This is a genomic window from Enterobacter cloacae complex sp. IR5412 (genome assembly GCF_049237385.1).
GTDB lineage: Bacteria > Pseudomonadota > Gammaproteobacteria > Enterobacterales > Enterobacteriaceae > Enterobacter > Enterobacter intestinihominis.
Window position 1 is genome coordinate 54,746 of the sequence record NZ_JBMKHQ010000017.1, and the last position, 14,471, is coordinate 69,216.

Sequence of the window (14,471 nt, forward strand, 5' to 3'; positions counted from 1 at the left end):
ACTCCTTATTTGCTTGTGCTGCTTAACATGCCGCCCGGTCTGCTTTCGTCGGTCAGTGTGTCAAGCACGACCGCCTTAACTTTGCGAGCCATATCGTTCCACTGAGAGCCGTTGTCCGAGTTCTCAGATGACTTGCTACTACCGTCACCGTAATTCTGAACAGTGATAGAAATCGCCACATTGTCCCCGCCAGCAGCCTCGCCACCGCCAGTAAACGTCACCGGGATCGAACGGCCGTCTGGGAGTGGCACATACGCCTCTTTGTGACTGCCCTCGCCAAACAACGCCAGCTGCGGGGATGAAGCGATACCGCCTTTGGCATACTTTTTGAGAGGAACCACACCGTCTGGACCGAACACCCCGCCCTTGGCGTGTGCCGTCACCTGAAACTGGTTGGCGTTTGGCTTGACCTGAAAACCTTTGGTTCCATCCTGCACCGTGCTGGCCGAGTTTCCTGTCCAACCGGCAGAGGACATCGCGCCATACGCAGATGATGCCAACCCCATAATGCTCGCGGCCGCTCCTACATACCCCATCCACTTATTGCCTGTCGCAGCGCCCAGCGCTGAAATCGTCGCACCGATCGCAGTTACAGCCGTGCTTGCTGACAAAGTGAATCCACGCGTTGCAGAAGTCGCCTCTTGGGTAGAGACTGCATTCTGCGTCACTGCGGTTGTCGAGTTTTTGGTACTGCCCGTCAATTCGTTAAAGCCATCTTTCAGGCTTTTCAAACCTGATGACGCCAGATCCGATACAGATGTGGTCAGTGACTTGAAGGAGTTCTTTAGCCCATCAAACATGCTGCCAGAGTCGTTACCGGCGCTGGCTGGTGAAGACATTGCCTCAACTGGCGAGCCTGATTGCTGCGTTTTTGTGAAGCTCCCCATAACTGCATCTTTGGCACCCGACAGCTTATCGCCCCAACTGGCTCCTGAGTTTGTACCCATGCCCAGCGACTGCATCAGCGGCTCAACAACCAGTGCTTTGGTGCTAACCTTTAACATTTCGTCAAAGATGTAATCGCCAAAATCAGCGATGCTGAACTTGCCTGTTTTGACGAACTCGGTCAGCTTATCAGTCAGATTTTCGAAGCAGCTCGTCCACACAGATTCCATTTGCGAGGCTACATCGCTGTACTCCTGCGCCAATTTCTGCTGGGACGTGCCAACTTCTGCAATAAACGCTTTATTTCGGCCAGCCAGCATTTGTGAGATTGCACGGTCGTACACCTCTTTCATGCCTTGGTCTTGAGCGTTCTTCGACTGACTCTGTAGGTAAGCCAGGCTTTCATTAAACTTCTTATTCCACTCGGCCGCCGCAGACTGATAATCCGGTGTGTAGCCGGAGTTAATCGCCTTGTTGGCCATCGGCGCGAACTTGGTAATGCTCTGCTCGGCAGCGTCTTGATTCAGTCGCTTGGAGTAGGCGTCCTTGTTCTGGTTGATGAACGCAAGCATGGTTTTGGCATTGTCGATCATCCCCTTGGAAAGCGTATCGCTTGGCACTGCGTTAGCCATCTCAGTCAGGTGCTTAGTGACTTCCTGAATGTTCTGGTCGAACTCAACGCTAGCTTTCGATGACAACCCCAGCTGGCCGGCCATCTGCTCCGCTTTTCCGATCCACGTCTCATTGGCTTTAAGTGCCTTTTGACGCGCACTCTCCTCACGCTTAGCCGCTGATTCAGCGGATTTACCCGCTCGCTCAGCTGCGCGCTGGGCTTTTAGCTCATCCTTCAGCTTTGCCGCGGTCAGTATGGAAGAAATCTTCTCGCGCTGGTCTGCGGTCAGTTGCTCCATCTTGATGGTTTCGCCGTAGATAGATCGCAACTTCGTGTTGGCCTTCAGCTGGGCATCGCCCATCACAGCATCACCGGCAATGTCACGCATGATCGTGCCGTCTGGGTTCATTCGAGTTTGCTTACCAGTACCGAGCTGGGAATTAACAAACAGCGAGTTCAGACGGTCATTTTGCTTTTTGGTACCGCCAACACCGGTGTAATAAGATCCATCCAGCATCTGCAAGCCTTTGCCGGAATGCTCACGGATGTTCTTTATTTGCTCTTGAAGCCCTTTTAGGGAATCTTGCGCAGTGATGAATGCCTGAGATTGCCCATTCAGCTGCCCTTGAAGTCGGGAACGATCGCTTTCATTTAGGGCTGGGTTTTCTAACAATTTGCTGATGCGAACGACTTCTTGCCCAAGGCTATCAACGATTTTCTGAGTCTTATCTGCTCCTTCTAAAAATGGCTTCAGATGGGCATCTCGGTCGGCGGTGTTAATCGCTTCCAGCTGCGCACTCTTCTCAGACGGCGACATATTCTGATCTTGAGAGAGAACGGTGCGCTTGTTGCGCGCATCTTTCAGGGTGGTGGTGCTGTACTTCGCCATACCCGCTTTGATGCCATTGTCTACGTCTTCAAGGCGTTTGGTGACGATGTCTCGCGCCAGGTTCTCGTATTGAGCTTTATCCCCCATGCCGATGGTTTCTTTCAGCATTGTTGATTCGGCTTTGTTTCTGGCTAAACGGTCTTGAATAAGTTTGGTGTCAACTCCGGCACCAGACATTTTGCCGCTCGATACCAAATCCAGCGTCTGCTGATCCAGAGCGTTTTTGCGATCCAGTTCACTTGCGCGAGCAGTCATCTGGGAACGCTGCGCCGCAGTCATTGCTTCCGGGATTTTGCGAATCTCGGCAACAGTCTCCGCTGTTTTATCTCTCAGAGAAGACATGACGGCAATCAGGCCACCTACCGCGACAGCGATAGCTGTAATGGCTGCGCCAACTGGATTTGCTACAACTACAGCTGAAAAAGCGAGCCAAGCGGTGCGAACCATCTTGATAGCTTCACCTACGCCAATGATCAGAGTCGCAGTAGTGCCGAACGTTCTGATTGAGGTAATGACTTTGCCAATTGCACCAATGGTTTTGGCACCGGCTCCATTAACAACCTCAAATGCCTTTTTCAGACCACCACCCATCTCGGCGCCAGCCGTGGCTACACCTGTAATAGTTCCTTTGAGAACCTTGAAGCCCACCATGCCAAGCGCGACCTGGCCAAGTGTCAACAGAAGCTCTTTGTTCCGCTCCGCCCACTTCGCCATATCCATCAGGCCATCCACAGCTTTGGAAAGCCCTTCACCTAAGTCTTGCGCAAACACTTTGCCATCAGTGCTGTTCATGTAGGTGGACAGCTCTTTGAAAGCATTGGTGATTGAGTCGAGGTATCCTGCTTTACCAATGCGGTCGGCAAATAGAGTGAATGAGGTCTGTAGTTGAGCAAGCGCGCCAGTATAGGCTTGCATCAGATTCTCAGCTGAGCCACGGCTTTGTGCATCAAGCCCCTGAAATAGCAGCTCTAATCCCTGCTTGGCTGAGACAGTGCCGGTAGAAATCGCCTTGGTAAGTTGCCCCATGGTGACACCGGCAGAATCTGCCATTGCCTGCATCGCGGTAGGAACCGCTTCACCTAATTGCTGACGCAGCTCTTCCATCGAAATGACGCCCTTACCGGACATCTGCTGGATTGCTACAGCTGCGCGTTTCAACAACTCACTATCGCCACCAAATCGCGCCACAGAGTCAACTAGAGACTTTAGTGAGCCGTTGGCAGGATCGATGCCAGCTGACTTGAACTTAACGAACGCGTCAGTCAACGCTTCCATAGCGAACGGGGCAGTTTTAGCCATGTTCACGATGTAGTTCATGTCATTGGTAGCAGCCAATTTAGGGTTGGCAGCTTCTTTGTTCATACCTTCAAGCAAGATGCGCATCTTCTGCATCTGGGCAGCTGCTTCTACAATCGGCTCCTGCCAACCGAAAAGCATCTCCTTGACGGTGTATGCAGCATCACTAATTTCACCCAGCATGAAGATGTTGCCTTTCATACCGTCCATCAGCCCGCCGCTTGAATGGCGACCGCCACCACGACCAGATCCGCCACCAGAACCACCGCGACCAGGGCCACGTACATCTGCCCTGAGATTCCCCAATTCTCTTTGGCGGTTGATTAGCGCATCCATTTCCGCCACAACCTTTTTCATCTGGGTAGCGGCTTTAGTAGATGATGCAGCCCAATTCTCCATTTTCTTGCTGGAGTTGGACAAACGAGTGTTCATGCCAGAGGTTGCGGTGTTAGCTTCTTTGATCTGATGGCCAAATGATGATGCAGAGCGACCAGCGTGATTAGCCCAATCGGAGAAATCACTCAGCTCAGATTGAACTGCCTGCAGCGAATGATGAAACCCCTTTGTGGCCTTATCAGCAGCATCAATGCGTGTGGTATAGGTTTTGAGATTGGCATTGAACGCCACCAGCTCTTGTCTGGTGTCGCGCATGGCCTTTGAGACAAGCTCGAAACCGGCACCTAAGTCCTGAAGACCATTGGCGACCGATTCCAGCTTTTTGTCGAGCGTCCCCAAAATCCCGGCGACTGAACCAAGAGATCGCTCAAGTGTTGCGATTTTTTGGGCTGGCTTTGTGGCCTTCTCACCAAAACTGACCAGCAGTTTTCCCGCCCGGTCGATTGCCGCGGTGAACTTTTTATCGTCCAGCGACAGAATAAACTCTACGTTGTCAGACATTCCCTTGTCATCCTGCGCCAAAAATTTTCATCAGTTGCTCTTTGGCGTCGGGGTCTGCTTTCGCATAACTTGGATCGTAGACTTTATCGGTAACGACTGGTCTTCCAATACGGTGTTGCAAACCCTCCATGAACGCCTTGCCGCTATCCGCATCTGCTTGGGCGACTCTTGCCACCTGGAAACTACGGACATCCTCTTCAGCCCGGAGACGATCAATGTTTCGACTTAACATCCAAAACATGGCCAACGGCAGCTGGAGTAGTTCTCTCGGTGAGACGGCATAGTGAGCAACAACACGACTGAAATAGAATCCGAGATCGATGGAAACCGTCACCATCTTCCCGGACTCATCGCGGGTAATTACTTTGCTTCGTCACCGGCAGCTTTTTCGTTCTCTTCTTCAACAACTTCCATGGCGAAGGTGAACACCTGCTGCAGTTGAGGCAGCGACAGCTTTTCAAGTGCTTCAGGGGTAACGGTTGGGAGTAACTTCTGCACCAGATCCGCGTATGAGGTTACCTGGTCGGCCATAGACAGAGCGGAGAGATCCTTACCTTCCATCTGCTTAATAGCGACGAACAGACCAACGGTCATTTCGACGATCGGGTATTTCTTACCGCCGAATTTGATTGCTTTTTGTGGAGGCGAGATTGCATCCAGATCGAGTAATTTGGTCATTTTCAAATCCGTTTAAATAAGAGGCTCGTCCTGAGCCTCTTTGGGTGTTACGCGACGGTGATTGCTGCCGAAGCAGTCTTCGCGCCGTCAGTGGTGGTGAAGGTGATCTGGGTATTACCCGCAGCCTTACCAGTTACCTTGCCGGTGCTATCTACAGTAGCTACAGCAGTATTGCTCGATACCCACGTACCTGTTTTATCGGTGGCGTTGGTAGGTGCAAATACTGCGGCCAGCTGAGTAGTGCCGCCCACTGCAATATTTGCCGTGGATGGATTAACAGCTACGCCAGTGACTGCGACAGATGCGCCACCAGCATTAGGCTTTGGGTTGGTCATGGTTCCCAGAATGCCGTCGTCGTCCGGGTATGCGTTGAAATCAACGGAGAACACGCGAACGTCATCGGATTTGTAGGCCATGGTGAAGTTACCCGCGGTAGCGGCCTTTGGCAGAGTCAGTACGAAGTCGGTGCCGTCCTGCGGCGTCAGGATCAGTTCTTGGGCAACATCAACGAGGTTGACGCCCTGAGCGGAGCTGATTGACAGGGTATTTTTATCTTCAGACATGGTCGAGCCAGGCATCAGATTAACCAGGTTCGCCAGTACACTTTCGGCCAGTGGAGCGGTAACTTTCACGTTACGACCCTGCACCAGTTCGGAAATGGTGGTCTGACCCAACTGGTCAACGGTGACTTTGAGGGTTTCGGTAGAAACCTCAACTTCAACGCCGCCTTTGGTGTAGCCAAGATCCTGGCCACCGAAAGACACTTTGCAAGCGCCTAATTTGATATTTTTAACATGGGTGTTAGCCATTGTTTGCAAACTCCTTTTTGCATTGGGTGCCGCATTCCTTACGGCAAATGTAAGTATATAGCTATTTCTTACTTTAAAAAAGTAACCATGCAGCTATTTTAATGATGATTACACTTGATATGCTGCAAATTCGACGGGAATACCAGCTTCGAACAGCGATCCATCATCCTGCGGGTAAATGATCGGCAGAGACAGAGGCTTAACATATTTAAACCGAATGCCCTGCACTTCTGTATCAAGCAGAGGCAAAACAACCATGATTTTGTTAGCTCTGGCCGACACTGCAGACAATGTTGGCTCTCTGATGATTACGGTGAAAACATCCTGATAAAAGCCATCAAGCTCGCGGTCAATGGCAATACCGGTATTGGGATTCACCAGCAAAATTCCGCTTTTGACTGAAGCCGGCATGTGATGGGCGAAAGTATCTTTACCAATAACGCCTAACTTCTTGTCCTGAAGAAATTTGGCAAACGCTTCAATAAACATGTCACCCCCTTGTGAATCCGGCCTTTCTTGCTGCTTCTGTCACAGCTTCCCTGAACCGTTTTTCGCCCATTTCAATCGCGCGCTCAATGTAGAGACGCCCTACTCTCGCTCGCATTCCCTCGATCGGGGGGTTGGTGACGCTCTTCATTCTTGACAATCGGCCAAGCCGGTAGTGATCGTTGTGCATGTAATCCGCATATTGCCCAACCGTCACGCCCGGATGTCCCTCGCGAGATGTTGCACCGGATACATACAACTCGACTTTCACCTCTGAGAAGTTATTGATTACGCGCGCGTAAATCGCCTTCTCCAGTGAGCCGGTTTCAATTGGCGCCATCGCTCTGGCCAATCGCTCCATCACTTTAGCCACCTTCTCCATGTCGCGAAGCAGGTAACGCTTAAACGCTTTTTGACGCTGATCGAGAGAATTGGCCTGGCGCCGTAACTTTGACGCGTCGTAACTCAGACCCATACGTTTGCCCCGACTTCCAGATGACCAGGGCGCCCACGAAGCCCCCAACGACGCTCTACGCTCGCCACCAGCAACTTAGTGCCAGACATCACCAATACGTCACCCAGCTTCACATCAGCAGCCAAGGGCACAATTAGCACAGCATTGAACGTCTCAACGTCAGCTTTGCCACGACTGCCAGAGCTATCAGCTCGTACCGACGACCGAACAACGCCTTCGGTAAAATTCACTACGCCTACTTTGGTGCTTCTCACAAACTGGTATTTCGACTCGCCATAGATGTTCATCCCACCTTTTCGATAAACAGCGAGTTCCGTTTGCCAGGCTACGTGCATATCCACCTCCATGTGAATAAACAACGCCAGCGCCATCCAACTGGTGCGGGTGCATCGATGATGACTTAAACCCTGCCCCCATACTGGTGGTCACTGGCGCGAAATTTGACTACCGACGAACGATAAACCGGTTATTGGTATACTTAGCCAGCAAACGCCAGGTGGTTCTGGCAACCGTCTTAGGTGCGCTTTTACCGGTTCGGTACATATTGGTCGTCTCGCCAATCGACTCAGAGAGAATCCCATCTTCGCGCGCGGCAGCTACATCATTGCCGTTGGCAATTTCACAGGCTTCGTTTATCACAGCCAACATCACAGCGCGCTTGAAGACATCCGGGAAAGCGGCAAAATCCTCATCGCTCAGCTCATCCCAATCCACCATATCGACGCGGTACTGCCCAGCTGCGCCAAACGGCACTGTGGTGACATTCAGCATGTTTTGCGGTCGATCGTAATCGTCATAATCGATACCAAAGATACGACGAATTGAGAAAGGCATTGTCTTGATGCGATTTGTGGCCTCAATAAGACGCTTGCGCATCAAGCTGTCACCATCGGCAAGTAACGCATCCCCATTCAGCATGTCTATTGCCTGCATCTGGGCGTCGGTGATTGTGGCAAACGAATGTCGTGGAACCGCCAGCTCAAAGTCTGCCATCAGAACATAAAGCTGCTCAGAGAGGTGATTGATAGTGCCGTCATTGACCGTCAAGACCAAACGACGCAAATCCCGTTCACGATCTGCAAGCTGGTTGTACTCGGCTGGCACGACAACAGTGACGGACATCTGGCCAGCCTCAAACTCCACTGGTACATCTTCCGCAACAATGTTCGCCCGGCCGTCCTTCAGAGTGTACGTTGCGGAAGCCGCATCGAGCACATTGAGAGTGAATGACAGCGAAACATCTTCGCCGCTTTTAAACGTGCCGAGCTGAGCCATCATTCACCGCCCTGGGCTTTCACAATGCCTTCGATCATCTCAACGATGCCCTTGCCCTTTACGCCCAACTCATTTCCGATCTGTCGTAAACCGGCAATGCCTTCGCTATCAGCTACAGCTTCCAGCTCTTCGCGGGAGAACTTCGGATGTGTGCTTACATGGGCTTGAGTTGTCACTCGCGCCATACGCTCATTAACCGGCGCAGCGGTCTCTTTTACGCTGTCAGCGGATAACCCATGGCGTTCGCTATAAATACCAGAAGGAGACACATTGGCGCCCTCAATGGTTTCTGCGCGCATAGATGAGCAAATGCGCTGCTGATCCACAAATGGCAGTTCTGACACAGAGATGCCATCTTCAAACTGGATGCCACACAGCATGCCGGTATAGCCTTTGAAGCAGGATTCGAGCAGTCTTACTTTTGCAGTTTTCATATGAGTCCCCATAGAGGCCGATTAGACGGCCAAGTTATATTTATTCAGTGCCGTTGCCGGTGTCGGCATTGGTCGCAGCTTTAGGTGCTGCTGTAGTTGCGGCTGCAGCCACCTCAACTACCTCACCGCGCAGGGCGGCAAGCATTTGCTTCTGTCGGGCTTCACTCACCGGGCTGGTGGTAACGCTATGCTCTAATTGCACACCGAACATGTGCCCCGTGTAATCCGAGAGCAATTCTTCGGTAATGCGTACTTTTTTGTCTGCCATGTTCACTCCATAAAAAAGGGCGGGCGACTGCCCACCCTTGCTAGTGATCGTTGATAGGTAGGCAACCACCTATTAATATGATTAAATCTTAACACCTTTCAGCGCAGCGATCGCTTTGTCGTGCTTGTTCGCCAGAGAGCAGTACCACTTAACACGAGTTCGCAGGGCGTCTTTGTTCTGAACGGTGCCGATGGACTCAACCACGATACCGGCATTATCACCACCGTACAGACCGGTCAGGCCGTTCTCTTCGGACAGGTGCAGGCCGTAGATGTCGGCAGCGCCGTCAACAACAGGGATGAAGTCGTTCACGATGAATGGAATGCCGTTGTGAGTCAGCATTGGACGACCAAAGTTTTCGATCATCACTTCAGACGGGCCGACGTTCACGGTACGCAGCAACGCACGGTAAGCGCGCATATGCTCAGAACGAACCATAAGGCAGTCTGCACCCAGATCTTTCACCGCATCAACCAGCTCATCGAGCATGGAGAAGGTCATGGACGCGTTCGCAACGATGCCCTGATCGGCAGACATCAGCTTAGCAATGCCGTCGAAGGATTTCGCGTCTTTTGTAGAGTCACCCTGGATCAGGTTGCGGCGGAATGCGCGCGCCAGACCTTTTACTTTGGAACGAACCTGGATAGCCAGCTGGCTATTGGTGTCGGCCATGGTGGTCGCCAGGAATTTATCAACGTCAACGTCGCCAGCCAGAATACGCAGCTTAGCCACATGCTCGGTGAACGTTGCAGCGCCTTCTGGAACCACATCGTTCACGTCAATGAAGCTGGCTTCAGACAGTGAATCTTCGCGGTTGTACAGATACGCCTTAGAGTTGATCTTCATGAAAGGCAGAACGGCAAACAGGTCATCGCGATCGATGATAGTTTCGATTACGCCCTGTTCCAGTTCGTTGTTAGACAGCTTTTCAGCTTCGTCTCGCAGTAATGGCATCTTTTCAATTCCTTTTGATTAAGATGTTATTTTGTAACGATTTTTCCCAAACCCGCGGCTAACTTGTCAATCGTTGACTTATTCACCGGGGTGGTTACTTTGGCACTTGGCTTACTTTGTGAGCCTGCACCTGGTTTAGCCTCGCTTCGCAGCAAAGCGTCGGCTTCAGGATCTGCACGCAAAATACGCTCAATCGCTGATTCGAATGCGAGAGGTTGGCCATGGCCATCGACCAGCACCGCACGGTCTTTTTGACCAGCTGGCTTGTCGTAACCTACAACGCTGCCGTCTTCGCCTACTTCAAAATGGTTGCCGTAAATCACACGAGCCTTCGTCGGTGTCATCAGAGCTTTATCACGCAAGAAAGCAGAGCCAGAGAAAGATGCACCTACGGTCATCTCCAGCAGCTGCGCCTTCAGAGTGGCATTCTCAGCCTCAACCTGGGTACGGGCATCACGCTCTACCTGCAGATCGGTTTGATGGGCTGCAACCATTTGTTTTTTGACCGCGTCAAATTCACCGCGGCGCTCAAGCTCAGCTTGCTCCGCTTCTTGACGGGTACGTTCTGCCGCAGCTTCAGCATCTACTAAACGACGAGCACGTTCAGGGTCAATGTCACCGTAAGCAGCCAGTTTTTCCTTGCGCTTCATGCTCTCTTTTAAAAGCTCAGCGCCTGACTTCTTGGCATCACGCAGTTTTGCGATCAGCTCCTCTTGCGACAGACCTGCGTATTCATCGTCGAGTTCTGGCTGACGAGCCTGTTTATGTGCGTCATAAGTGCCAGGGTTGTGTTCGCCACCTTCGCCGCCAGACTGTTCGCCCGGTTGCTCTTTAGTTGGGTCACCACCACCACCGCCACCGCCCAGCTCTTCCTTGCCAGCGACGTCCATCAGGCCACGACGGGCCATCATCATTTGCCACAGATTCATAAAATTCCTTTTTACGCCTTATCGCTCGGTTGCTTGAGCAGATGAGTTCCCTGATCCTTGGGAAGAAGTATTCTCGGTTTCTTGAGAAGATGCCTTATCATAGGTAGTTGACAACCTATTTTCAATACCCGCAGATACATTTTTTGGAGGAAATTTCAAGAGATCTGCCTCAAATTCCTTTTTCATTTTCTCCGTGACGTTCGGGAAGATCTTATCGATGAGCATTTCCATCTGATAACGACGAACACTTTCCGGCGCCTGCAACTCTGATAACTGCTGAGCAACAGCAAATTCGTCAGTCAAACCACGGATGTCGAAACTCTCCGGGTAGCTAACCAATGTGTGATCTTCTTCCAGCTCTTCACCCATCCATTTGCCAACCAGGGCAAGCATCTGGCGCTCTGCACGTTCCAGACGTTCAGCTTTCGTCACCAGCAAGCTATTCACGCGCTGGAAGTCGTATGCTTTGGCTGCGCCAGAGGAATTATCAATGCCCTTTGCGTTGTCCTGCTTGGTTCGTTCACCGGCAACACCAACAGAGTGATAAATCTCGTTGATGACAGTTTGAACCGTGGTGATGATCATCTGGGCTTGCTTCGGGTCTGGCGACATGTAGAACGGCTGCGAGCCACCTTCACCATCAAAGGTAAACACTCGTTTAGTTCCCATTTCCAATACCTTGCCGTGGTTCTCATCGCCAGGCAGCATTGCCTGAACTGGAATCGCCAGCTGGGAGAAGGTCTGATCCTGAATGATTGCATCAAGGTTCGACAGGTAGTTGGCCACCGCACGGTCAAGGTAAGCGATGTCATCAATGAGCGATGGGCTGAAGTATGGCGATTCGCTTTGACCAATACAGTCAACAGGGAACACCGGCACAACACCCAGGTTATGCTCACCACTATCTTCGAGGTAAACCTTAGCATTACCTTTCTGGCCACCCTTCTTCACTTCTTCGCGGAACAGATACCATTCGTTTTGAGTCCACAAGCGATAACGCTGGAACTCTTGTCCGGTAGAAGCAAACGGGTCGGCATCATCACGGGCGACTTCCACCACAAGCGCCCACAGTAAATTGCCGTCGTCATCCCATGCCAGATCCAGCATCTGCTGCGGTGAAATCCAGTAAGCGTAGGCGCGGCCATCTTGCTTCTTCTGGTCTTCAACCGACTCAGCGCCAGCTTCCATTGTGCTATCCACCACAACCCAAATTCGCCCATAGATGGAGGATTGCAGATCGATGGCGGCCATGAACTCGTTAACGGAAACGTTTTGACGAGTCGCGCGGCGCCAGAAATCCCGGATGAACTCTGGTGCATCTTCCTCAGTGCGGTGAATATCTTCGCGGAAAATGTATTTGTTGATCAGGTTTACAACTTCACGCGTGTGGTTGAAGCGGTATGCACGCTCTACACGTTCTTTGTATTCCTGATCACCTTCTTTGAAATAGCGGAAAACGTTGTCATCGAACCATGCCCGGCCACCCGCGTAGGTGGCCGAAATAAAGTCCCAATGCTCCTTTTTCTTTTCGTACTCAGGATGCCGACGCTTAACCAGATCCTTGATTACTTTGTCAGTCAATTCCATTTGACCAAACCCCAATTTAATATAAATACCGTTTTATCATAGGTAGCTAACCACCTATCGAGAGCCACCAAGAATAACACGACTTTTAACCGGAAATCTTCTATGAATTGGATAGCCGAGGGCGTCAGCGCTATGCTCTACACCACCTGACTTGTCCATATCACGCGAACCCGGTTTGTAGATCACCTTTTCCAGCGATTCAATCAGTCCCTTACACTTCGGGCTAATATAAAGTCTCACATCCCCAGACGCGGTCATCAGCATACGGTTTACTGCATTCACACGGTCAGCGATCGGCGGGTGCTTCTTCGGGTGATCGATGCGCAGAAAACCCTTCTCCTTAAAGATGTCCACATCCGACTCACCGCGCGCATGTTGTCGGTATGCGCCTGCAGGGTCTGGGAAGATTGTTACCTGAGACTTCGATCGCCAGTACCGGCGTTCCAGCTCATCACATACCTCTGCGGTGTTTGAAGAATACAGCACCAGCTCATCCACCGCCCAAACTTCACCATTCGGCTGCGGCTGCAGGATGACCGAGGACATTGGATCGATGTTAAAGTCCTGACCAACCCAGATAGGCAGCTTCGGATTAAAGGCCACATCCTTAACATGCGTTTTGCGGTCGAACGGGTAATACACGCGACCTGACATGTTCTCAAACGACGCAAGGTATTCCTGAGCGAATGATTTAGGGTCCATATCATTCCGCGCGGCTTCGATCTCCGCCTCTGGAACAAAGGGTGAATCGGCTGTCACAAACTGCCAGCTCTTCCACTGTCCCTTCTTCTGCAAATCTTCGTTTTGCCCGATCGTCCAAAGTTTATGGAACTCAGAGAAGCCTTTCGGTGTGCCGATAATTAGCGCACCACCGCGGGTAGAAGACAGCGTTGGACGCAATACCTTGTACCAGGTGTCAGGCTTCATATCCTGGAACTCGTCAAGCACGACAAAGTTCAACGCAACACCACGCAATGTATCTGGCTTATCCGCACCTTTTAGTGCAATTTCCGAACCGTTCTTGAGAACGATCGTCATTGTGGTGTCGTTCTTTTTAGCCACCCATTTGCGCGGGATTGTCTCCTGAAGGTCATCCCACAAAATCTGCCTGGCCATCTGATACGTTGGCGCTACGTACCAAACACGCTGTTTGCGGCCGGAAGCGGCCGCACGAATAATTTTAGAAATTGACAGTCGAGACTTACCCCAGCGTCGGCCAGCACACACCACTTTGAAACGATGGGGTGATTGGAACACTGACATCTGCCCAGAATGCAGCTGAATCAAGCTCAGCGATGACGGGATGGCCATGGTTATGCTTCCCCACTATCATCGTCAGCTTCGCTCTCCAAAACGCTCTCAGCGTCTTTTGCTGCTTCCTCTTCAAGTGCCTCAAGCTCATCATCGTCAATCAGATCTGGTTCTTCTGATTTACGCAGCTCTGCCACCTGATTTGGTGTCAATTCGCCAAACACCAGGTTCGGGATTTCGTCGGCCAAGCCTTCATCTTTATCCATGCCCAGGGCTTTGGATGACACATCAAAGCACTTAGCCAGAATATTGCTGGCGCGCTGAATTGACTTTAGATCGCCCTCGATAACAGCAAGCGATGTGCCTTTGGACTTCGCCTCGGCAACCTGACCCATCGCCATTCTCCCGAGAGTGAATGCCCAGCTGTCATACTTGTTACGACGGTCATCAATTTTGTCGGCGCGCTCTTTAGCGCGGATCTCTGCGTCTGACTTCAGGGATTCACGCACCATCTTGCCAACTGAGTCGGCTCCTTTGGCCAACCCCTTCTTTTTGAAATAACGAGAGAAGGTCTCGCGGCGCAGCCCATACTCGTCTTCCAATCTGGAAAGCGTGTACTCGCCGGACGCCCATTTCGCCTCGATCTCCGCCCACATAGCTGGCGTGACCTTGATCCTTACCTCTTCAGCTTCGGTCGTCATAGTTCCCTCTAACTTAATTAGGCGCATCCATGCACCACCACTTT

General features: G+C 51.5%; 15 protein-coding genes. All 15 read right to left on the bottom strand.

Annotated elements, in window-relative coordinates; genetic code table 11:
* Positions 1-5: 5 nt before the first annotated feature.
* On the bottom strand, positions 6-4,580 hold the full coding sequence (locus tag ACOTX2_RS21980; RefSeq protein ID WP_057057272.1) for a tape measure protein: 4,575 nt from the start codon (positions 4,578-4,580) through the stop codon (positions 6-8).
* A gap of 7 nt (positions 4,581-4,587) precedes the next feature.
* The gene (locus ACOTX2_RS21985; RefSeq protein WP_162268772.1) at positions 4,588-4,812 is read right to left on the bottom strand and encodes a hypothetical protein; all 225 of its coding nucleotides are present in this window, start codon (positions 4,810-4,812) and stop codon (positions 4,588-4,590) included.
* A gap of 128 nt (positions 4,813-4,940) precedes the next feature.
* A complete protein-coding gene (locus ACOTX2_RS21990; RefSeq protein WP_057057273.1) occupies positions 4,941-5,258 on the bottom strand; it encodes a hypothetical protein in 318 nt (105 codons plus the stop codon).
* A 47-nt stretch (positions 5,259-5,305) separates the two neighbouring features.
* Positions 5,306-6,067, bottom strand: a complete 762-nt coding sequence (locus tag ACOTX2_RS21995; protein WP_057057274.1) for an Ig-like domain-containing protein — start codon at positions 6,065-6,067, stop codon at positions 5,306-5,308.
* 108 nt (positions 6,068-6,175) lie between these two features.
* Entirely contained in the window at positions 6,176-6,556 is a 381-nt protein-coding gene (locus ACOTX2_RS22000; protein WP_057057275.1) for a minor capsid protein, read from the bottom strand.
* A gap of 1 nt (position 6,557) precedes the next feature.
* On the bottom strand, positions 6,558-7,028 hold the full coding sequence (locus ACOTX2_RS22005) for a hypothetical protein (RefSeq protein WP_057057276.1): 471 nt from the start codon (positions 7,026-7,028) through the stop codon (positions 6,558-6,560).
* Entirely contained in the window at positions 7,019-7,363 is a 345-nt protein-coding gene (locus tag ACOTX2_RS22010) for a hypothetical protein (protein WP_057057296.1), read from the bottom strand. The genes ACOTX2_RS22005 and ACOTX2_RS22010 overlap by 10 nt, the downstream gene beginning before the upstream one ends.
* Positions 7,364-7,472: 109 nt before the next feature.
* Positions 7,473-8,303, bottom strand: coding sequence for a hypothetical protein (locus ACOTX2_RS22015; RefSeq protein WP_057057297.1), 831 nt, complete (start codon positions 8,301-8,303; stop codon positions 7,473-7,475).
* Positions 8,303-8,737 (bottom strand): hypothetical protein, encoded by a 435-nt coding sequence (locus ACOTX2_RS22020; protein WP_219989668.1) that lies wholly within the window; start codon positions 8,735-8,737, stop codon positions 8,303-8,305. Before ACOTX2_RS22020 ends, ACOTX2_RS22015 begins: the two co-directional genes overlap by 1 nt.
* Before the next feature lie 40 nt (positions 8,738-8,777).
* On the bottom strand, positions 8,778-9,005 hold the full coding sequence (locus ACOTX2_RS22025) for a hypothetical protein (protein ID WP_057057278.1): 228 nt from the start codon (positions 9,003-9,005) through the stop codon (positions 8,778-8,780).
* Between the two features lie 81 nt (positions 9,006-9,086).
* Positions 9,087-9,959 (bottom strand): major capsid protein, encoded by an 873-nt coding sequence (locus ACOTX2_RS22030; RefSeq protein WP_063160597.1) that lies wholly within the window; start codon positions 9,957-9,959, stop codon positions 9,087-9,089.
* A 26-nt stretch (positions 9,960-9,985) separates the two neighbouring features.
* Positions 9,986-10,888: a DUF6651 domain-containing protein gene (locus tag ACOTX2_RS22035; protein WP_057057280.1), complete on the bottom strand. Its 903-nt coding sequence runs from the start codon at positions 10,886-10,888 to the stop codon at positions 9,986-9,988.
* An 18-nt stretch (positions 10,889-10,906) separates the two neighbouring features.
* Positions 10,907-12,475, bottom strand: coding sequence for a hypothetical protein (locus tag ACOTX2_RS22040; protein WP_057057281.1), 1,569 nt, complete (start codon positions 12,473-12,475; stop codon positions 10,907-10,909).
* A 54-nt stretch (positions 12,476-12,529) separates the two neighbouring features.
* On the bottom strand, positions 12,530-13,786 hold the full coding sequence (locus tag ACOTX2_RS22045) for a phage terminase large subunit (protein ID WP_072931959.1): 1,257 nt from the start codon (positions 13,784-13,786) through the stop codon (positions 12,530-12,532).
* 2 nt (positions 13,787-13,788) lie between these two features.
* Positions 13,789-14,427 (bottom strand): hypothetical protein, encoded by a 639-nt coding sequence (locus ACOTX2_RS22050; RefSeq protein ID WP_057057298.1) that lies wholly within the window; start codon positions 14,425-14,427, stop codon positions 13,789-13,791.
* Positions 14,428-14,471 lie beyond the last annotated feature (44 nt).